Raw genomic sequence first — 19,791 nt, forward strand, 5'->3', positions numbered from 1 at the left:
AATGCTGAACGGCCTGCGTTGGATCGTCTATGCGATCGCCGTGCTGGCGATGAATTTTCCGGTGATCGTCACGCTGGTGACCTCCTTCAAGAGTGCCCGCGAACTCTCGACCAATGCCGGTCTCTGGATCAACCAGCCAACGCTGGAGAACTATTTTCGCGTGCTGAGCGACACAAGCCGCTTCAATATCTATATCTATCTGGCGAACAGCGCCGCTGCCGCGCTCATCGGTACGGGGCTTGCGATCCTGCTGGCCTTTCCGGCAGCCTATGCAATTGCCCGCAGCGAGGCCGGAAGACGCATCCTGCTGCCGGTCGTCGTCAATCTGCGCGCCGTGCCGCTCATCATCTTCGCCATCCCGCTTTACATGATGTATCAGTGGCTCGGGCTTCTGGACACGCAGCTCGGTCTCGGCTTGATCCTCACCATCGTCAACGTGCCGCTCGCATTGGTAATCCTGGTGAACGCCATTTCCGACGTGCCGGCCGAGCTGGACGAGGCGGCCAAGGTGGATGGCGCGAGTTCCCTGCAGGTGATGCTGATGATCATCCGCCCGGTGATCCGGCCGGCGCTCGTCACCACCTTCATCTTCGGTTTCATCACCGCCTGGAACGAGTTCCTCTTCGGCCTGATGCTGACGACGAGCCGCGCCGTGCCGATGACGGTTGGCTCTTCCTTCTTCTTTGCGGCGAGCGGCGGGGGCGTGCAATGGGGCACTGCATCCGCGGTCATGATCCTCGGCGCCCTGCCGCCGGCGCTGCTCGGCCTTCTCATGTACCGGCAGATTTCCGGCTCGATGATGGCCGGAGCGGTGAAGGGTTAGAGATCGAAGGTGTCGCTTTCGCCAGGCACGAGTTCCATTGGCCATAGCCGGCGGACCGCCGCATCCGGATAGTGGTTCGAATAGGTTGGCATAGTGGCGAGCAGGGATTCGGCCAGCGAAATTCCGAGCTCCCGCAGGGCCAGGCTGAAGCAGGTCAAGCGTGGCGAGAGAAACTGCGAATGCGGGCTCTGGCGTCCGATGACGGCGATGTCGCGCCCCGGTTTCACGCCAGCTTCGTTGAGCCCGCGATAGAGGCCGATCGCAATCGCCTCGTTGACGAGCACGATGGCGGTCGGACGTTCCCGGCAGGCGATGAGATCCCGCGCGATCTGGTAGCCGCCCGCCTCGTTGGGCGTGGAGCGAAAGACCTGGGTTTCATCCAGAGCCAACCCACGACGCGCGAGCGCTTGCCGGCAACGATCGACGAACACATAGCCGAGATTCATGTCGTCATGCGGGCGGGTGACGGCGATGCGCCTGTGACCGTGGGAAACGAGCCGATCGATCGCGGTATCGGCCATGCCTTCGAAATCCAAGTCGAACCACGGCTGGCCGACATCGGTCAGGCTGCGCCCGAGTGCGATGAAGGGAATATTGCTTTTTGCCAGGAACTCGAACCGTTCGTCATGCCGGCGTGTGGCGGAGAGGATGATGCCGTCGGCAAAGCCGCGCGCGACGACGCGCTTCAGATAGGCCTGCGGGTCTTCTTCGGAAGAGCATAGCAGAGCGACGAGATCGAGCCTGTGGCGGGCGAGCACCGTCTGGACGCCGTCGAAGACGCTCATGAAGAAGGTATCGCCCTGGCCAGTGATCTCCCGGCCCGTCTGCATCATGAAACCGATGACGCCGGTGGAGCCCTTGCGGAGCGCCCGACCTGACTGATTGGCGACATAGCCCAGCTTCTCGGCCGCCTCAAGCACGCGCCGGCGGGTCTCCTCATTCACATCGGGCTTGCCGTTGAGCGCTCGCGAAACCGTTCCGATCGAAATATCGAGATGCCGTGCAAGCTCGCGAATTCCCGTCATTTCTGCTGCTTCCTCCCGGAGACCGAGTTTCGATCCCATATCGGCTATTGACATGAAATCCGCTTCACGCATAGTATCGTAAACGTTTACGGAAGCCAATCGAGGAGTTGACGGCGACCGTTTCAGGAGGATTTCAGTGACGTACAAGGCAGTCTTGTGCGGGTGCGGTGCAATGGCCAAGGGGTGGCTGAAGGCGCTCGCATCCAGCCCCGGTCTCAAGGACAAAGTGAAGGTCGTCGGCCTCGTGGATATCAACCGCGAGACGGCCGAGGCGCGAGCAGCGGAATTCTCCCTGACGGATGCGGTTATCGGAACGGATCTGGGCGAGGTGCTCGACGCAACGGGCGCCGATATCCTGTTCGACATCGTCGTACCGCCCGCACGCCGCACGGTCGTTGCCGCCGGCCTTTCCCGCGGCTGCCACGTGCTCAGCGAAAAACCAATGGCGACGTCGTTGGATGAAGCCCGCCAGTTGAGGGAGCTTGCCGATAAGGCAGGGCGGCTGCACGCGATCGTGCAAAACCGTCGCTATATCGCCGGTGTACGTCGCATCCGCCGACTGATCGAAAGCGGCGCCCTGGGCCAGCTCACCGGGCTTCATTGTGATTTCTTCTTAGGCCCGCACTTCGGCGGCTTCCGCGAGGAAATGGACAATGTCCTGCTTCTCGACATGGCAATCCACACATTCGATGCGGCCCGTTTCATGTCGGCTAAGGAGCCGCTTGCCGTCTATTGCCATGAAACCAATCCGCCCGGTTCCTGGTATCGCCATGGCGCGGCGGCAAGTGCGATCTTCGAACTCTCCGACGACGTCGTCTTCACCTATCGCGGCTCTTGGTGTGCGGAAGGAGCCGCCACGAGCTGGGAGAGCGCCTGGCGGCTCACGGGCACGAGGGGCTCGCTCCTCTGGGACGGCGCCGATCGGTTCGAGGCCAATGTCGTGGCAGGCGAAGAGGGCTTTTTTCGCCCCGTCGAGCCGATTGCCGTGCCCGAACCCGAACATGCCGAAGATACGCACGGCCATGCCAGCGTGATCGAGAGTTTCATTGCGGCGATCGAGACGGGGCAACGGCCCGAAACCGACGGCAGCGACAATATCAAGAGCCTTGCAATGGTCTTCGGCGCAATCGAGAGCGCCCGAGATCGCAAGCGCGTCACCATAGCAGCGTGAGGAAACAATGACCGATCCCGCCAAGTCCATCCGCATCGGCACCATGGTGAGCGCCACCAAGGGCGACGCCGCCCGGCGCATCGGACAGATCGCCGATATGGGTTTCGAGAGCTTCGAGCCTTTCTTCTGGCAGACCACCAACGGACAGGACCTCGCCGAACTCGGCAAGCGCTGCGTCGATGCGATCGGCGACCGCGACATCACCATCTCGACGATCGGCATGTTCGGCAATCCGCTGGAAGAGCAGGAACTGGACCTTCAGACGCTGCAGGGCTGGAAAGACTGCATCGACAATGCCCATCACTTCGGCGCCACCTGCGTGGCGGGGTTCACCGGCCGTGTCCGTAACAGGCCGCTGCCGGAAAGCCTGCCGCGCTACGGCCAGGTCTGGCGCGAGCTTGCCAAGCGCGCCGCCGACAAGGGAGTGAAGATCGCCTTCGAGAATTGCGCCATGGACGGCAACTGGACGACCGGCGACTGGAACATCGCCCACAATCCGGATGCCTGGGAGCTGATTTTCAACGAGACGCCGGACGACCATATCGGGCTCGAATGGGAGCCATGCCATCAGATGGTCTACCTGATCGATCCGCTACCGCAGATCCGCAAATGGGCTTCCAAAATCTTCCACGTACACGGCAAGGACGCGACGATCCGCTGGGATGTCATCCGCGAGCACGGCATTTTCGGTAAGGAAAAATTCGTCTTCATGCGTACGCCCGGCTTCGGCGACACGAACTGGACGGACGTCATCTCGGAACTGCGTCTCGCCGGTTGGTCCGGCTCCATCGACATCGAGGGCTGGCATGACCCGGTCTATCGCGACGCGCTGGAGATGACCGGCCAGGTCCACGGCCTGAACTACTTGAAAGGATGCCGGGGAGGCGATTTCGTCACCGATCCGGTGTGAGTGAGACATGCGGCCCGGCACGGAGGATGCAGGTCCGACAGGATAACCGACAGGAGGAGACTATGGGTATCCGCAAATACGCAATGCTTGGCGCTCTGGCGCTCGCAACCGTCTCGAGCTTCTGCATTCCCGCACAGGCTGAGGACGTGACGATCACCGTCTGGTCGCTCGATCGCGACATCCAGCCGGCCCCGAACCTCATCGCCGACTACAACAAGCTCAATACGGGCATCAAGGTCGAATACCGGCAGATCCAGTTCGACGACGTGGTGAGCGAAGCCATGCGCGCATTTTCGACAGGGCAGGCGCCGGACATCATCGCCGTCGACAATCCCGAGCATGCGCTTTTCGCCTCACGCAATGCCTTTCTCGACCTGACCGACATGATCGCCAAGTCCGAGGTGGTCAAGACCGCGAACTATTTCCCCGGTCCGCTTGCCTCCACCATGTGGGACGGCAAGAATTACGGCATCCCGAAAGCCACGAACACGATCGCGCTCTACTACAACAAGGACATGTTCAAGGCGAAGGGTCTCGACCCGGAAAAGCCGCCGCAAACCTGGACCGAACTGGTGGATGCCGCGCGCAAGCTGACCGACCCGGCAGCGAACGTCTATGGGCTTACCTTCTCCGCCAAGGCCAATGAGGAGGGGACCTTCCAGTTCTTGCCCTGGGCGCAGATGGCCGGTGCGAGCTACGAGAACATCAACGCGGAAGGCGCGGTCAAGGCGCTCGACACGTGGAAGACGATCCTCGAGGAAAAGCTCGCCTCTCCCGATACGCTGACCCGCAGCCAATGGGATTCGACCGGCACCTTCAATTCCGGCAATGCCGCCATGGCGATTTCGGGCCCTTGGGAGCTCGATCGCATGACGGAAGAAGCGAAGTTCGACTGGGGCGTGACGCTGCTGCCGGTCCCGGAGCAGGGTGCCGAACGCTCCTCCGCCATGGGGGACTTCAACTGGGCGATCTTCGCCAATACCGATCACCCGGAGGAATCCTTCAAGGTGCTCGAATATTTTGTCTCGCAGGATAACCGAATGTTCAAGGACTTCGGCCAGCTTCCGGCCCGCTCGGACATATCGATCCCTGAAACGGGCGAGCCCAAGAAGGACGCCGCGCTGAAGGTCTTCGTCGAGCAGCTTAAATATGCGAAGCCCCGCGGCCCGCATCCGGAATGGCCGAAGATCTCCAAGGCGATCCAGGATGCCATCCAGGCGTCGCTCACCGGGCAGATGACCTCACAAGAGGCGCTCGATCAGGCGGCCGCGAAGATCAAGGCCGTGCTCGACTGAACGCAGGCTCCAACAGTTCCTCCCGGCGGGGCTGGCATGGCGCAGCCTGCCGGCCCTGACCGGAGGAGGGGATCATGAAAAGAATTCTTTCGAGCATCACCGATGGCAGAGGGTTCGACATCGCGCTTGTCGCCTTGCCGCTTGCCTTCCTGCTCCTGCTTTCGGGCCTGCCGCTCCTCTACAACGTGCTGATGAGTTTCCAGGAAGTGGACATGTTCTCGCTCGGCACGCTCTGGCGGCCCTTTGTCGGCTTCGAGAACTACAGGGAACTCTTCGAACAGCCGGAAACGCTGCCGATCCTTGGCAATACCGCGATCTTCGTGACCGCCTCGATCGCCGGCCAGTTCCTGATCGGCTTCGGGCTGGCGCTTTTCTTCTGGACTAATTTTCCGGGAGCCTCCTGGTTGCGCGGCCTCTTTCTTGTTTCCTGGGTCATGCCGGGTCTCGTCGTCGGCGCGATCTGGAACTGGATTCTCTCCGGCGACTTCGGTGTTCTCAATTTCCTTCTGCGCGAAAGCGGGCTCATCAGCGGTAACATCTTCTGGCGCTCGGACCCCAATTATTCGCTGTGGGCCGTTGTCATGGCCAATGTCTGGCTCGGCACCTCGTTCAACATGATCCTGTTGTCGGTGGGTTTGTCCGCCATCCCGGGTGATCTCTACGAGGCGGCTGAACTCGACGGCGCCAATGCCTGGCAACGCTTCTGGACCATCACCCTGCCGATGATGCGCTCCTCGATCGGCGCTCTGATCGCGCTCGGCCTTATCTTCACGCTGCAGCAATTCGATCTCTTCGCGGCCATCACCTCCGGCGGCCCGAACAATTCATCCAATGTCACGCAATACTGGGCTTGGGATATGTCGTTCAGACAGTACGATTTCGCCAAGGGCGCGACGATTTCCGTCATCATGATCGTCTTCGTCATGCTGGCATCCATCGTCTACGTGCGTTCCACCCGGCATGAGGTGCGCGGATGAGCGATACCTTCCGCGAAAGATCGATGCTCGTCATCGCGCTGGTACTGGCAGCGATCTACCTCTTCCCGCTTTATTGGATGTATATCACGGCGCTCAAATCCGGTTCGGCGATGTTCGCAACCCCGCCGGCCTTCTGGCCCAGCGATCCGCAATGGCAGATCTACGGCCAGGTATGGGAAAGCCGGAATATGGGCCGCTACGTCTGGAATTCCGTGGTGATCGCACTGGGCTCCGTCGCCGTCATCACCGTGCTGGGCGTCGGATGCGCCTATGTGCTCGCCCGCTACCGGAATGTCTGGGTCGATATCGGGCTCTTCCTGATCCTCATGCTGCAAGTCCTGCCGGCTTCCCTGATGATCACGCCGATCTTCGTCGGCTTCTCTCAGGTCGGGCTGCTCGAATATCCGCGGCTCGCCGTTATCCTGGCGATCGCCGCAAAAAGCATGCCCTTCTTCGTCGTGCTGGTGCGCGCGACATTCATGAGCGTGCCGCAGGAACTGGAAGAAGCCGCACTGGTCGACGGCAATTCCCGGATCGGCGCCTTCTTCAGCATCGTGCTGCCGCTCGCCCGCAACGGCATTCTCGTCAGCGCCATCCTGATCTTCATGCAGGCCTTCGGCGAGTTCGTCTATTCGAAATCCATGATCCAGGCGATCGAACTGCAGCCGGCAAGCGTCGGGCTCAATAGTTTCATGGGGCCGAACACCAATGAGTGGAACAATATCATGGCTTACGCCACCATCTATGTGACGCCCATTCTTGCCATCTTCGTTCTTCTGCAGCGCCGTATCGTCTCCGGCCTCACATCGGGAGCCCTCAAATGACCCCCCAGATCGAGTTTTCCGGCGTCAACAAATATTACGGCGCCTACCATGCGCTCAAGAATGTCGAGCTTTCGATCAAGAAAGGCAGCTTCACGGCACTCGTTGGCCCTTCGGGCTGCGGTAAGTCCACCTTGCTGCGCTCGCTTGCGGGTCTCGAGAGCATTTCTTCCGGAACCTTGAAGATCGCCGGCGACGTGATGAACAAGGTGCCGCCACGCAAGCGCGACGTCGCCATGGTGTTCCAGTCCTATGCCCTTTATCCGCATATGACGGTTGAGCAGAACCTGACCTATAGCCTACGCATCCGCGGCACACCGAAAGCCGAGGCGAAGAAGGCGGCGGAAGAGGTTGCGGCGACGACCGGCCTTTCCCATCTGCTTGGCCGCTATCCGCGCGAGCTTTCCGGCGGCCAACGGCAACGCGTCGCCATGAGCCGGGCCATCATCCGCCACCCCAAGGCGTTCCTGTTCGACGAGCCGCTATCCAATCTCGACGCGGCGCTCAGGGTCCATATGCGCAAGGAGATCCGGGCCCTGCATGACCGGCTCGGCGCCACGTCCGTCTATGTGACGCACGACCAGATCGAGGCGATGACCATGGCCGATCACGTCGTGGTCATGCGCGCCGGCGTGATCGAGCAGCAGGGAAAGCCGCTCGATCTCTACGACCGCCCGGTCAATAAATTCGTGGCCGGCTTCATCGGCTCGCCTGCGATGAACTTCCTGCCGGCGATCGGCAGCGACGATGGCCGCTCACTTGTCGTCGATGTCGGCGCGCCGCAGTCGATACCGATTTCGATTAATGTCGAGCCCGGTCGCAAGGTCATCGCGGGTATTCGTCCCGAACATATCAGCGTCGTGGCAGCCGACAGCGGGCTTATGCGCGTTCCCGTCGCAGTCGTGGAATCCACCGGTTCGATGAGCTACATCACCACCGCGACAAAACCGGAGCTTGCGATCGTCGAGACCGGCCGCACCGACGTTTCCGGGGGCGACCTCATCGGCCTGTCGTTTGCTCCGCAATCCGTCCATGTCTTCGATGCGGAAACCGAAGAACGCATCGGATAACGAAAGAGACACCGACACCTCAATTCACGAACTCCAGCACTTGTGCATGCGCAGCTATTGGTAGGAGAGTACGGGGTACCTCGACCAACTCTCTCTTCCAGCTGCAGTGGGGTTCACCATGAATCTTCGATTCATAGAGACGTTTCTCTGGATCGTACGGCTCGGCAGCTTCAGCGCCGCCGCGGAGAAACTGAACGCCACCCAGGCTTCGATATCGAATCGCATCGCCACATTGGAGCGGGAACTCGGAGTGCAGCTTTTCGACCGCGAGAGCCGCAATGTGACGCTTACTTCCATCGGCCGGGCCGCGGTACCGAAGGCCGAGGAGATCATCCGCGCGGCCAACGAGTTCCGCGAGGCAATCGCCTCTCCGACGACCCTCAAAGGAACGGTCAGTATAGGCACGATCGATTCCATCGTGCATTCCTTCCTGCCCCATCTCTTCGAACGGGTTCAGGAGCGCTATCCCGGTATCGCCATCGACCTCAACGTCGATACGAGCCTCAATGTCGCACGGGAAATTACCGACCAAAAGATCGATCTCGCCCTTATCATGGGGCCGGTTCAGGACCCGGCGCTCATAAACCTCGAACTGGGCACATATCGCTGCGTCTGGGTCGCCAATCCCAAATATGGGCTGCACGGCCGCCGATTGAGCTTCGAGGATCTCTGCGGATATCCGATTTTCGCCTTTTCGAAGGGAAGTGCGCCGCATCATGGATTGCTCAAGCAGTTCCGTGACGAGGGGCTCGATCCGCCGACGATCTCCAACTCGAATTCGCTCGCAACCATCATGCGGCTCGCCAGCGATGGTCTCGGCATCGCCCCTTTGCCGCGCGTCATTCTGGATGAGCATCTTGCTTCGGGGAAACTGGTGCAGCTCGACGTTTTTCCGGCATTCAAGCCGCTGACCTTCCACGCGGTCTATCCGGATCACCCCGACAATCTCCTGCCTTCGATCATCGCTGCCATGGCGGCGGAGGTTTCGCTTTCCATGGCGGATGTATGAACGCGGGGATGTTCGGGCGGGAGCCGCATAAGAAAATTCTATGGGAACGGGTAAGTTTTTCCCGTTTGTCCTGATGGGTGATTTCGCCCACCATTCCTTCGTCCAACTGGAGGTGCGAAGGTGAAAGTAAGCCTGGTACAAATGAATTCGCAGGCCGATAAGGCGAAGAATATCCGTGATGCCATCGACTTGATCGAAAACTGTATTGCCCGGGACAGTCCGGATCTTGTCGTCCTGCCCGAATATTACGCCTTCCTCGGTGAAGGTAAGGAAAACATCTATGCAGCCGGGGAGAATTTTCCTGACGGCGAAGCCTATCGTGCCATGTCCGAACTGGCGGCCAGGCATAAGGTCACGATCCATGCCGGCAGCGTCGTGGAAAAGGATGGCAACAATCATTTCAACACGACCGTCGTCTTCGGGCCGGAAGGCCAGGAACTGGCGAAGTACCGGAAGATCCACCTGTTCGATGTCGACACGCCCGGCGGCACAGTCTACCGCGAGTCCGACACGATCAGCCGCGGACAGGATGTCGTGACGTACAAAGTGGCCGGCAAGACCGTCGGCTGCGCGATCTGCTATGACATACGCTTTCCCGAGCTGTTCCGCGCACTTCGCGACGAGGGAGCGGAGGTGATCGTGCTTCCCGCAGCCTTCACGCTGATGACGGGCAAGGATCACTGGGAGGTGCTGGCCCGGGCACGCGCGATCGAGACGCAGACCTATTTCCTTGCGGTCGGTCAGGCGCTCTCCCATTCCGATGGGAAGAAGTGGTGCTGGGGGCATTCGATGGTGATCGACCCCTGGGGGCATATCGTGGCCCAGTGCTCGGACGGTGTCGGGACGACGAGCGCCCGGCTCGATCTCGATTATGTGGAAAAAGTTCGCGGCGACGTACCGGTCGCGCAGCACCACGTTCTGTGATGGAGGCGATACGGATGTTCGAAGTCAATCCCATGCCTGCCCAACTCGATCCTCATCTGATCGGGTTGCTCGAAAAAGTGGAAGTCGCCACCATCGGCCATTTTCTGCACTCCGGCTTCATGGACCGCGAACTGCGCGCCGTGCTTCCGGAAAAGCGTGTCGCCGGGACGGCGGTCACCGTTCGCCTTCCGCACGCGGATTCCACCATTCTCCATTACCTGACGAAGATCGTCAGGCCCGGCGACTTCGTCGTCGTCGAGCGCTGTGGCGACGATCGCCATGCCTGCTGGGGAGGTGTGGTCACCCATGCCATGAAGATTGCCGGCATTGCGGGCGCTGCAATCGATGGGCCGGCCACCGATTTTTCCGAAATTCGGAAGGTCGAGATGCCGATGTGGTGCCGCGGTCCTTCGCCCATCACGACCAAGATCCTCGGGCTCGAAGGCGCCATCAATGTGCCGGTGACGGTGGGCGGCCAGGTGATCAAGCCCGGAGATGCCATCCTTGCCGATGAAAGCGGCGTCGTTGTTCTAGCGCCATCCTCCGCCAAGGCGGCTGCCGAAAAAGCGATCGGCATGCAGGAAAACGAAATCAAGCTCCTGGAACGGCTCCGCAACGGAGAATTCCTGCCGGATATTTCCGGGGCAACCAAAATCGTGGAGGACGAAAGCCGCCGCGTCGCCTGACAACTGTCTTTCTCAACGTCAAAAAAGAGGGAACGAGAAGATGTTAGCCAGACTTTCAATCGCCGTGTCGATCCTTGCTCTCGGAGCCGCAACTGGGGCGGCTGCCGAGACGGTCACAATCACAGCCTATAGCGGGATATTTCAGGATCACTACACGAAGGCCGTCGTAGAGCCTTTCATGAAGAAAAATCCCGACATCAAGGTCGAGTTCTACGGCCTGCCGAACTCCGCACAGATGCTCGGAACCCTTCGCGCCCAGAAGGACAGTCCACAGATCGACGTCGCGATCCTCGACATCTCGGTGGCAAAGGCCGGAGCTGACGAAGGGCTCTTCGAAAAGGTCGACGAGAGCGTCAGCGCCAATGTGAAGGATCTTTACCCCAATGCATTCGCGGAAGGTGTCGCGGGCGTAGCCGTCACCTTCGACAATCTCGTACTGATCTACAATACCGACCAGATCAAGAAGGCGCCGACGTCCTGGAACGCGCTATGGGATCAGAATTACGCGGGCAAGCTGGTCATCCCGGCCGTTCCCGACATCCAGGGAACGACGCTGACGATCATCGCCAACAGGCTCGCCGGCGGCGGCGATTACAAAGAGAACGTCGATGCGGGCATCGAGAAACTCGGTGAACTCGCGCCCGGTGTGCAAACCTGGGAGCCCAAGCCGGACGTGTATACGCCGATCGCGAACGGCCAAGCGGCTATCGGCATCGGCTGGAACGCACGCGCGCAGATCTATTCCGGCACCTCCGGCGGCAAGATGGCGGTGGTTCTGCCCGAGGAAGGCAGCGGTTTCCAGATCAACACGATCAACCTCGTGAAGAATGCTCCGGCAGGCGATGCGGCGAAGAAGTTCATCGATTATGCGCTGAGCCCGGAAGCGCAAGCCGCCTTCACCGCCGAGATGTTCTATGCCCCCACCAACAGCAAGGCGCAGGTCTCTGGCGAAGCGCTGCAGCGGACGGCGGCGGGCCAGATGGACAAGATGATCGATATTGATTGGCTCGCGGTCGCGAAAATCCGCGACTCCATAACGGAGAAATGGCGCCGACAAGTCATCCCGCTCAGCCGCTGATCCGCGGTCAGCCAAGATTGGAGGCGCTTATGATGCATCAGAACATAGCCCGGGACGGCAAGCTGGCATCGACCGATGCCCATCTTTCGCTGGAGGGCGTCTGCAAGAGCTATGGGAATTTCACGGCCGTTTCGAAACTGGACCTCGGGGTTCGCAAGGGAGAGCTCATCGCTCTCCTGGGCCCCTCCGGCTGCGGAAAGACCACGACGCTCCGTATGATCGCCGGCCTTATACAGCCGAGCGGAGGCCGTATCGCAGTGGCGGGCAGGGAGGTGACCTTCGCGCCGCCCTATGCCCGCGACATGGGGTTGGTCTTTCAAAGTTATGCGCTCTTTCCGCATATGACGGTCGCTCGCAATGTCGCCTTCGGGCTCGAAATGCGCAAGCTTGCACGGTCCGAGATCGCCGCGAGGGTCGAGAAGGCGCTGGACATGGTCCAGCTTCGGCATCTGGCCGAGCGCAAGCCGCGCGAACTTTCCGGCGGTCAGCAGCAGCGCGTGGCGCTCGCACGGGCTCTGGTGATCGAGCCGTCGATCCTGCTGCTCGACGAGCCGCTTTCCAATCTCGACGCGAAGCTGCGCGACGAGATGCGAACCCAGATCCGCGATATCCAGCAGGAGCTCGGCATCACCACGGTCTTCGTCACACATGACCAGGTGGAGGCGCTCAGCATGTGCGACCGAGTGGTCGTCATGCGCGGCGGCGCCGTGGAGCAGGTCGGCACTCCCCATGAGATCTATGAGGAGCCCGCCACCTCTTTCGTGGCATCCTTCGTCGGACGCACGAACCGCCTCAAGGGGATACGCGAAGGCAAGGGAGCGGTCAGGCTCGGTCCCGAGCTCGTCAGGATCTCCTCCTACGTTGCGGATGGAGAGATCGAATTGATGATCCGGCCGCATCGCATCTCGATCGCGTGGCATGAGGGTCAGCCTGTCGGAAACGCAGCCGATGGCGAAAACCGCCTGACCGCATCGCTTGCCCGCATCACCTTCATCGGCGATCTCGTGCAGTACCACTTCCATTCGGCCGGCGGAGAAATCATCGTCGAGCAGGCGACCGCCAGGGACACCTCGCAGCGCCGGGTGGGTGACATGGCGACGCTGAGCTGGCGTGTGGAAGACACGTTCGCCTTCGGAGCGGAACGATGACGGCTGGCACCGCAACCTTTCTCGAACCCGCGAAACGTCGCGGAACCGGCAATGTCGCCGTTGCGCTCCTGCTTCCGATCGCGCTTGTCAACGCGGTCGGCTTCATCTGGCCCATCCTCAATCTTGCCGGTCTTTCGATTCGGGAAGCGCTTCCCGGTGGGGGCATCGGCGAGAACTTCACCGCCGCCAACTGGTCGGGATTGCTGGGAGACGGCTTCTATATAGATCTCATCGTCAATTCGCTCGTCGTCAGCCTGACCATCACGCTGCTGACGCTGCTGGTGAGCTATCCGATCGCGCTTTACCTGCATCGCGCCACCGGCGCGTGGAAGAGCTTTCTGACGGTGCTCGTCATCTCACCACTTCTGACGTCTGCGGTGGTGCGCACCTATGGCTGGATCGCCCTTCTTTCCGATACTGGCCCGGTGGTGAAGGCCATGACTGCGCTTGGAATTCCGGCGCCGCGCCTGATGTTCAACACCACCGGCGTGGTGATCGGCCTCACGGAAATCCTCATGCCGTATATGATCCTCGCATTGATGGCCGGTTTCGGCCGGCTCGATCCGAGGGTGGAGGAGGCAGCGAGCACGCTTGGGGCGAGGCCCTTCGCGGTTTTCCGCCGCGTCGTGCTGCCCTTGACCGCGCCCGGCATCGCGCTCGGCTGCCTGCTTTGTTTCGTTCTGGCGGTGTCTTCCTTCATCACGCCGAAGCTGATGGGAGGGGGACGTGTCTTCCTGCTCGCAACGGAAATCTATGACCAGGCGATCGTGACGCTGAACTGGCCGCTGGCCGCGACGCTTTCCGTGCTCGTTCTTGTAATTTTCGGCGCGGCGCTGGTTCTCTATTCCCGCGCGATGCGGCTTCTGGAGCAAGGATAGGACCATGGAAAACCATCAGACATCCCTGCCGATGAAGATCGTGGTCGCCGTACTTTTCCTCTTTCTGCTGGCGCCCGTTCTTCTGGTCTTTCCAATTTCCTTCAGCGGCGAGCAAATCCTGTCCTTTCCGCCGGAAAGCTGGTCTTTCCGCTGGTATGCGGCGCTCGCGAACAACAGCCAAATGATGTCCGCTTTCACCACCAGTCTCGGGCTGGCGCTGGTCGTGACGGTATTGTCGCTGGCGATCGGCATTCCCGCGGCCTATGCCATTGTTCGCCTCAAGGTCGCCGGATCGCAGATCTGGTATAACCTCTTCACCGCGCCCCTGCTGCTGCCGACGATCGTCCTGGGTCTGGCTATCCTGATCATCTTCGCGTCCACCGGATTGCTCGGAACCTTCACGGGCCTCGTCATAGGCCACCTGGTCGTGACGCTGCCTTATGCGTTGCGGGTTCTGGCCGTCTCACTCGGAAATCTCGAATTGGCATGCGAGGAGGCGGCCTCGTCGCTCGGCGCAAAGCCGCTGACCGTGGTCCGTCGCGTGACACTGCCGATGATGGCGCCCGGCATTGTCGCAACCGCGGTGCTTGCCTTTCTCGTGTCGTTCGACGAAGTGGTGATCACCATGTTTCTGGCCGGTCCGCGACTGACGACCCTGCCGGTCGCCCTGTTCCATCATGTGGAGAGCCAGGCCGATCCTCTCGTTGCCAGCGTTTCGGTGCTCCTCGTCCTGCTGACGCTTGCCATCGTCCTTGTCGTCGACCGGACCCTGGGCCTGACACGGACTTTCGTGAAGTAGGGCTCCGTCATCGCTGCCATAGGCCGCGACATTGCGGCCGGCTCATGATCATTCAACCTGGATTGCCTGGAGTTCGACTAGAAAGGCCGCGACTTGACCGGATAGTGCCACTCGATCCCATTCATCGGGAGCAAGGATGAGGCAATCGAGGGCATCGAGCGTCAGTTCGCCGCCAGGTATGCTGACCTGCAGTTTCCCCTGATTACACAGTACGAATCTGATGTGAGGAGACGGGACAAGCACGCACGGGGTTTCGATCCGCTGGACATAATGGGTGTAGTGCCCGCGCCTCGTCATCACGTTGAGGTCGGTGATCGTACCATCAAGCAGTCGTGCGGATGTCGGTTTGTCGGCCGGAAAGGAACAGGGAGGGGAGTTTCGATCGAGTATGACCGGAACGCCGTTGTCGATCGACAGGATGAGCCCTGCGCCGGTAAGGATCGATAACGTCCGGTCAACGCCCGCAAAGCTGGAGAAAGGCCCATCGGCGGCGACTGTCGCGGTGCTTACGCGCCAGTCGAACTCCTCCAATCCGGCACCCGACGGGAAGACGGCGATTTCCACCGTCTCGCCGCCGCCATTCTTCCACGGCATGCGCGTGTAATCGGTCGCGCGCAAAACCCGCACGATCTCAGTTCCCGAGAATGCCGGGCAGTCGCAGCCTCTGCTCCTTGGCGCACTCTATAGCGATGTCGTAGCCGGCATCGGCATGGCGCATGACGCCGGTCGCCGGGTCGTTCCACAATACGCGCTCAAGGCGACGATCGGCGTCCTCGGTGCCGTCACAGCAGATCACCATGCCGGAATGCTGCGAATACCCCATACCGACGCCGCCGCCATGATGCAGCGAAACCCAGGTCGCGCCTGATGCCGTATTGAGAAGCGCGTTCAGCAGCGGCCAGTCGGAAACGGCGTCCGAACCATCTTTCATTGCTTCCGTTTCACGGTTCGGCGAGGCGACGGAACCGGAATCGAGATGGTCACGGCCGATGACGATCGGTGCTTTCAGCTCGCCGTTGCGGACCATTTCGTTGAAGGCCAGGCCAAGGCGGTGACGATCGCCGAGCCCCACCCAGCAGATGCGTGCCGGCAGGCCTTGGAAGGAGATGCGTTCTCTGGCCATGTCCAGCCAGTTATGCAGATGCGTGTTGTCCGGCAGCAATTCCTTCACCTTGGCGTCGGTCCGGTAGATATCCTCCGGATCACCGGAAAGCGCCGCCCAGCGGAAAGGGCCGATGCCGCGGCAGAAGAGCGGGCGTATATAGGCCGGAACGAAGCCGGGGAAGGCGAAGGCGTTTTCAAGACCTTCGTCCTTGGCGACCTGCCGGATGTTGTTGCCATAGTCGAGCGTCGGCACGCCCGCTTCCCAGAAAGCGACCATGGCCTCCACATGGGTTTTCATGGACGCGCGCGCGGCCGCCTCGACGGATTTCGGATCACTCTCACGTTTGGCTTTGGCCTCTGCAATCGTCCAGCCGATCGGCAGATAGCCGTTGCGCGGATCATGAGCGGAGGTCTGGTCGGTGACGATGTCGGGGCGCGGGCCGCCTGCCTTCATGTGCTTGACGAGTTCCGGGAAAATTTCGGCGGCGTTACCGAGCAGGCCGACGGATTTTGCTTCACCCGCCTTGGTCCATTGATCGATCATGGCGAGTGCTTCGTCCAGCGTCTTCGCCTTGGCATCGACATAACGGGTGCGCAGGCGGAAATCGATGCGGGTTTCGTCACATTCGACGGCAAGGCAGCAGGCGCCGGCCATGACGGCCGCGAGCGGCTGGGCCCCGCCCATGCCCCCAAGCCCGCCGGTCAGGATCCACTTGCCCTTGAGATTGCCGCCGTAGTGCTGGCGGCCGGCCTCCACGAAGGTCTCATAGGTGCCCTGCACGATGCCCTGGGTGCCTATATAAATCCACGAACCTGCGGTCATCTGCCCGTACATGGCGAGACCTCGTCTATCCAGCTCGTTGAAATGGTCCCACGTCGCCCAATGCGGCACCAGGTTGGAATTGGCGATCAGCACCCGCGGCGCATCCTTGTGGGTGCGGAAGACACCCACCGGCTTGCCCGATTGCACCAGCAGCGTCTCGTCCTCGCTAAGCGTCTTCAGCGTCGCGGCGATCCGGTCGAAATCCTCCCAGGTACGCGCGGCGCGGCCGATCCCGCCATAGACAACAAGCTCGTTCGGGTTTTCCGCCACGTCCGGATCGAGATTGTTCATCAGCATCCTGAGTGGCGCTTCCGTCGTCCAGCTCTTAGCGTTGAGTTCGGGACCGCGGGGAGCGCGGATTTCGCGGATGTTGTGGCGAGGATTGGTCATTTCAGATCTCCAACGCGGGAAGAATATCGGGCGAAACGGCAGAATGCAGGATGCCATCGGCGACCAGCCGTGCGGCAGTCTTGAGGTCACCTGCCATATAACGGTCCTCCTCCAACGCGGGAATTTCCGTCCTGAGGGCAGCAATGGCGCTGGTGAGTTGCGGGCTGGTCGTCAGCGGCGCGCGGAGATCGACGCCCTGCGCCGCTGCCAGCGCCTCGATTCCGATAATGCCAAAAAGATTTTCCGTCATCGCAAGCAGACGCCGGGCGCCATGGCATGCCATGGAGACGTGGTCTTCCTGGTTGGCCGAAGTGGGCGTCGAATCCACCGAAGCGGGATGCGACATCTGCTTGTTCTCGCTCATCAAGGCAGCGGATGTGACTTCGGCGATCATCATACCGGAATTCAGCCCCGGCTTCTTTGCAAGAAATGGCGGAAGCCCGTAGGAGAGAGCCGGATCGACGAGAAGCGCGATGCGGCGCTGCGCGATTGCTCCGATTTCGCAGACGGCAAGGGCGATCTGGTCGGCGGCAAAGGCCACCGGCTCTGCATGGAAATTGCCGCCCGAAACGACGGAATTGTCCGAGAGCACCAGCGGATTATCGGTGACCGCATTGGCTTCGATCTCCAGCGTGCGGCCGACGGAGCGCAGGAGGTCGAGACAGGCGCCGTCCACCTGCGGCTGGCAACGGATGCAATAGGGGTCCTGCACCCGCTCATCGCCCTGCAGATGGCTTTCTCGGATGACGGAGCCGGCGAGCAGCGCACGCAGAGCTGCCGCCGTATCGATCTGCCCTCGATGTCCGCGAAGCGTATGGATGTCCGGGTGGAACGGAGCGGACGAGCCCATGGCCGCATCGGTCGACATGGCGCCGGTGATGAGGGCGGCCTGGGCGGCGCGATGTGCGCGGAAGAGGCCTGCGAGCGCCAGCGCAGTCGAGACCTGGGTGCCGTTGATGAGGGCCAGGCCCTCCTTGGCGGCGAGCACGACAGGTTTCAAGCCGGCGCGCCGAAGAGCCTCGCCGCCGGAGAGCGTCTCGCCTGAGAAGCTGGCCTCCCCTTGGCCCATCATCACGGCTGCAAAGTGCGCGAGCGGTGCAAGGTCGCCCGAAGCACCGACCGATCCCTTTTCCGGAATGATGGGAATGACGCCTTGCTCCAGCATCGCCTCGATCAGTCTCACCAGTTCCAGCCGCACGCCGGAGGCGCCACGGCCGAGCGAGATGAGTTTCAGCGCCATGATGAGGCGCACGACGTTTTCCGGAAGCGGCGCTCCCACGCCGCAGCAATGGGAGAGGATGAGATTGCGCTGGAGCGTGGCCACGTCCGCGGCATCGATCTTGATGGAGGCGAGTTTGCCGAAGCCGGTATTGATGCCGTAGATCGGCTCGTTACCGGCAGCGATCTCGGCGATCCTCGCGGCACCCTTTTCGATCGCCGCATCGAAGGTCGGATCGAGTCGAGCTGAACCACTGTTCCAATAGATATCCGCAAGCGTGGCGAGTTTCACGGCGCCGGGAGAAAGAACAAAGCTCATGCGGAAATCCTTTCGCCCTTGAAGACGCGCGCGGCGAGCGGGTTGAAGCCGAGCCGATAGACAAGTTCCGCCGGCCGCTCGATATCCCAGATGGCGAAATCGGCCGATTTTCCGATTTCCAGCGTGCCTGTTTCGGAAAGCAGGCCGAGCGCTCGCGCCGCTTCGCGCGTCACACCCGCTAGGCATTCTTCCACGGTGAGACCGAACAGCGTCGCCCCCATGTTCATCGTCAGCAGAAGGGAAGTCAGAGGGGAGGTGCCGGGGTTGCTGTCGGTGGCAAGCGCGATATGGACACCTGCCTCCCTTAACGCCTTCACCGGGGGCGCCTGCTTCTCTCTCAACGTATAAAACGCCCCCGGCAGCAGCACGGCGACCGTGCCAGCGGCAGCCATGGCCCTCGCATTCTCGGCTGTGAGATATTCGAGATGATCGGCCGAAAGCGCGCCATAGGAGGCCGCAAGCTTTGCTCCGCCGAGATCGGAGAGCTGCTCGGCATGCAGTTTGACGGGCAGGCTCAACTCTTTGGCCTTATCGAAGACGCGGGCGATTTCGGCAGGGGAAAAAGCGATCCCTTCGCAGAAGCCGTCGACGGCATCGACAAGCCCTTCCGCATGTGCCGCCTCAAGTCCCGGCAATACCACTTCCGTTAAGTAGTCGCCATTGCGTCCTTTATACTTCGGAGGCGTGGCGTGCGCGGCAAGCCAGCTCGCCACCACGCGGACGGGCCTGATCTCGCCAAGCTTGCGGGCGGCGCGCAGCATCTTGAGCTCGCCCTCGATGTTCAGCGCATAGCCTGATTTGATTTCAATGGTGGAGACGCCTTCAGCCAGCAGAGTATCCAGTCGTGGAAGCGCCTGCTGCACCAATTCGTCTTCGGAAAGAGCGTTGGTTGCCTTGACGGAGGAGATGATGCCGCCGCCGGCACGGGCGATTTCCTCGTAAGTCGCGCCGGCGAGCCGCATTTCGAATTCCATTGCCCGGTCACCGCCGAAGACGAGATGCGTATGGCAGTCGACAAGGGCAGGGGTGATCCAGCGGCCGCCACAATCCATGGCCTCCGCATCAGCGGCGAATTCTCCAGGCAGATCGGCTTCGGTTCCGACATAGGCGAGCCTGCCATCGCTCACCGCGATCGCTCCGGCTTCGATGACGCCGAAGCCTTTGGAATTTGGCGTAAGTGTCGCAATCCGCGCGTTCCGCCAAAGGCGGGAGGAACCTCCCGTACCGGATGCGGCTTTCACAAAATCGTCCCCATACATCAGCTTTTCGCCTTTCTTTATGTGTCAACATGTATATACATAATGGACAAAGTGACAAGCCGGA

At 61.1% G+C, this 19,791-nt stretch carries 19 protein-coding genes; 14 read left to right on the forward strand and 5 right to left on the reverse strand.

The features are described from left to right. Position 1 precedes the first annotated feature (1 nt). A complete protein-coding gene (locus ACE04I_RS18090) occupies positions 2–823 on the forward strand; it encodes a carbohydrate ABC transporter permease (RefSeq protein WP_046793389.1) in 822 nt (273 codons plus the stop codon). On the opposite strand, the gene ACE04I_RS18095 is transcribed toward ACE04I_RS18090, so the two are convergent. Then, on the reverse strand, positions 820–1,848 hold the full coding sequence (locus tag ACE04I_RS18095; protein WP_046793390.1) for a LacI family DNA-binding transcriptional regulator: 1,029 nt from the start codon (positions 1,846–1,848) through the stop codon (positions 820–822). The genes ACE04I_RS18090 and ACE04I_RS18095 overlap by 4 nt on opposite strands. Positions 1,849–1,984: 136 nt before the next feature. Between ACE04I_RS18095 and ACE04I_RS18100 the strand changes: the two genes are divergently transcribed. The 13 genes from ACE04I_RS18100 to ACE04I_RS18160 all read left to right on the forward strand — a co-directional run bounded on the left by ACE04I_RS18100 (position 1,985) and on the right by ACE04I_RS18160 (position 14,614). Next, positions 1,985–3,019, forward strand: coding sequence for a Gfo/Idh/MocA family protein (locus ACE04I_RS18100; protein ID WP_487207421.1), 1,035 nt, complete (start codon positions 1,985–1,987; stop codon positions 3,017–3,019). A 7-nt stretch (positions 3,020–3,026) separates the two neighbouring features. After that, positions 3,027–3,929: a sugar phosphate isomerase/epimerase family protein gene (locus ACE04I_RS18105; protein ID WP_046793392.1), complete on the forward strand. Its 903-nt coding sequence runs from the start codon at positions 3,027–3,029 to the stop codon at positions 3,927–3,929. Between the two features lie 62 nt (positions 3,930–3,991). Beyond that, positions 3,992–5,224, forward strand: coding sequence for an ABC transporter substrate-binding protein (locus tag ACE04I_RS18110; protein WP_046793393.1), 1,233 nt, complete (start codon positions 3,992–3,994; stop codon positions 5,222–5,224). A 74-nt stretch (positions 5,225–5,298) separates the two neighbouring features. Then, positions 5,299–6,201: a carbohydrate ABC transporter permease gene (locus ACE04I_RS18115; RefSeq protein WP_046793394.1), complete on the forward strand. Its 903-nt coding sequence runs from the start codon at positions 5,299–5,301 to the stop codon at positions 6,199–6,201. Further along, entirely contained in the window at positions 6,198–7,025 is an 828-nt protein-coding gene (locus tag ACE04I_RS18120; protein WP_046793395.1) for a carbohydrate ABC transporter permease, read from the forward strand. The genes ACE04I_RS18115 and ACE04I_RS18120 overlap by 4 nt, the downstream gene beginning before the upstream one ends. Next, positions 7,022–8,092, forward strand: coding sequence for an ABC transporter ATP-binding protein (locus ACE04I_RS18125; protein WP_046793396.1), 1,071 nt, complete (start codon positions 7,022–7,024; stop codon positions 8,090–8,092). The genes ACE04I_RS18120 and ACE04I_RS18125 overlap by 4 nt, the downstream gene beginning before the upstream one ends. Before the next feature lie 118 nt (positions 8,093–8,210). Then, positions 8,211–9,101 carry a LysR family transcriptional regulator gene (locus ACE04I_RS18130; RefSeq protein WP_046793397.1) on the forward strand — a complete coding sequence of 297 codons (891 nt, stop codon included), beginning with the start codon at positions 8,211–8,213 and terminating at the stop codon, positions 9,099–9,101. Positions 9,102–9,221: 120 nt separating this feature from the next. Then, on the forward strand, positions 9,222–10,025 hold the full coding sequence (locus ACE04I_RS18135; protein ID WP_082118267.1) for a carbon-nitrogen hydrolase family protein: 804 nt from the start codon (positions 9,222–9,224) through the stop codon (positions 10,023–10,025). 14 nt (positions 10,026–10,039) lie between these two features. Next, entirely contained in the window at positions 10,040–10,711 is a 672-nt protein-coding gene (locus ACE04I_RS18140; protein ID WP_046793399.1) for an RraA family protein, read from the forward strand. 40 nt (positions 10,712–10,751) lie between these two features. Next, entirely contained in the window at positions 10,752–11,789 is a 1,038-nt protein-coding gene (locus ACE04I_RS18145; RefSeq protein ID WP_046793400.1) for an ABC transporter substrate-binding protein, read from the forward strand. A gap of 29 nt (positions 11,790–11,818) precedes the next feature. Further along, positions 11,819–12,937, forward strand: a complete 1,119-nt coding sequence (locus tag ACE04I_RS18150; RefSeq protein WP_046793401.1) for an ABC transporter ATP-binding protein — start codon at positions 11,819–11,821, stop codon at positions 12,935–12,937. Next, on the forward strand, positions 12,934–13,815 hold the full coding sequence (locus ACE04I_RS18155; protein WP_046793402.1) for an ABC transporter permease: 882 nt from the start codon (positions 12,934–12,936) through the stop codon (positions 13,813–13,815). The genes ACE04I_RS18150 and ACE04I_RS18155 overlap by 4 nt, the downstream gene beginning before the upstream one ends. A 4-nt stretch (positions 13,816–13,819) precedes the next feature. Next, positions 13,820–14,614 carry an ABC transporter permease gene (locus tag ACE04I_RS18160; protein ID WP_046793403.1) on the forward strand — a complete coding sequence of 265 codons (795 nt, stop codon included), beginning with the start codon at positions 13,820–13,822 and terminating at the stop codon, positions 14,612–14,614. A 48-nt stretch (positions 14,615–14,662) separates the two neighbouring features. On the opposite strand, the gene ACE04I_RS18165 is transcribed toward ACE04I_RS18160, so the two are convergent. The 4 genes from ACE04I_RS18165 to hutI are packed head-to-tail and all read right to left on the reverse strand — an operon-like array spanning position 14,663 to position 19,727. Next, the gene (locus ACE04I_RS18165; RefSeq protein WP_487207422.1) at positions 14,663–15,241 is read right to left on the reverse strand and encodes a HutD/Ves family protein; all 579 of its coding nucleotides are present in this window, start codon (positions 15,239–15,241) and stop codon (positions 14,663–14,665) included. A 4-nt stretch (positions 15,242–15,245) separates the two neighbouring features. Then, positions 15,246–16,931, reverse strand: a complete 1,686-nt coding sequence (hutU, locus tag ACE04I_RS18170) for a urocanate hydratase (RefSeq protein ID WP_046793405.1) — start codon at positions 16,929–16,931, stop codon at positions 15,246–15,248. A 1-nt stretch (position 16,932) separates the two neighbouring features. After that, positions 16,933–18,468: a histidine ammonia-lyase gene (gene hutH, locus ACE04I_RS18175; protein WP_046793406.1), complete on the reverse strand. Its 1,536-nt coding sequence runs from the start codon at positions 18,466–18,468 to the stop codon at positions 16,933–16,935. Next, a complete protein-coding gene (hutI, locus tag ACE04I_RS18180; protein ID WP_487207423.1) occupies positions 18,465–19,727 on the reverse strand; it encodes an imidazolonepropionase in 1,263 nt (420 codons plus the stop codon). The genes hutH and hutI overlap by 4 nt, the downstream gene beginning before the upstream one ends. Positions 19,728–19,791: the final 64 nt, after the last annotated feature.

This window comes from Rhizobium moroccans (genome assembly GCF_057559155.1).

Excerpts from the sequence above, each read along its gene's own strand:
- ACE04I_RS18090 (WP_046793389.1), top strand. The coding sequence starts at position 2 with ATGCTGAACGGCCTGCGTTGGATCGTCTATGCGATCGCCGTGCTGGCG.
- ACE04I_RS18095 (WP_046793390.1), bottom strand. The coding sequence starts at position 1,848 with ATGACGGGAATTCGCGAGCTTGCACGGCATCTCGATATTTCGATCGGA.
- ACE04I_RS18105 (WP_046793392.1), top strand. The coding sequence starts at position 3,027 with ATGACCGATCCCGCCAAGTCCATCCGCATCGGCACCATGGTGAGCGCC.
- ACE04I_RS18110 (WP_046793393.1), top strand. The coding sequence starts at position 3,992 with ATGGGTATCCGCAAATACGCAATGCTTGGCGCTCTGGCGCTCGCAACC.
- ACE04I_RS18115 (WP_046793394.1), top strand. The coding sequence starts at position 5,299 with ATGAAAAGAATTCTTTCGAGCATCACCGATGGCAGAGGGTTCGACATC.
- ACE04I_RS18120 (WP_046793395.1), top strand. The coding sequence starts at position 6,198 with ATGAGCGATACCTTCCGCGAAAGATCGATGCTCGTCATCGCGCTGGTA.
- ACE04I_RS18125 (WP_046793396.1), top strand. The coding sequence starts at position 7,022 with ATGACCCCCCAGATCGAGTTTTCCGGCGTCAACAAATATTACGGCGCC.
- ACE04I_RS18130 (WP_046793397.1), top strand. The coding sequence starts at position 8,211 with ATGAATCTTCGATTCATAGAGACGTTTCTCTGGATCGTACGGCTCGGC.
- ACE04I_RS18140 (WP_046793399.1), top strand. The coding sequence starts at position 10,040 with ATGTTCGAAGTCAATCCCATGCCTGCCCAACTCGATCCTCATCTGATC.
- ACE04I_RS18145 (WP_046793400.1), top strand. The coding sequence starts at position 10,752 with ATGTTAGCCAGACTTTCAATCGCCGTGTCGATCCTTGCTCTCGGAGCC.
- ACE04I_RS18150 (WP_046793401.1), top strand. The coding sequence starts at position 11,819 with ATGATGCATCAGAACATAGCCCGGGACGGCAAGCTGGCATCGACCGAT.
- ACE04I_RS18155 (WP_046793402.1), top strand. The coding sequence starts at position 12,934 with ATGACGGCTGGCACCGCAACCTTTCTCGAACCCGCGAAACGTCGCGGA.
- ACE04I_RS18160 (WP_046793403.1), top strand. The coding sequence starts at position 13,820 with ATGGAAAACCATCAGACATCCCTGCCGATGAAGATCGTGGTCGCCGTA.
- hutU (WP_046793405.1), bottom strand. The coding sequence starts at position 16,931 with ATGACCAATCCTCGCCACAACATCCGCGAAATCCGCGCTCCCCGCGGT.
- hutH (WP_046793406.1), bottom strand. The coding sequence starts at position 18,468 with ATGAGCTTTGTTCTTTCTCCCGGCGCCGTGAAACTCGCCACGCTTGCG.
- hutI (WP_487207423.1), bottom strand. The coding sequence starts at position 19,727 with ATGTATGGGGACGATTTTGTGAAAGCCGCATCCGGTACGGGAGGTTCC.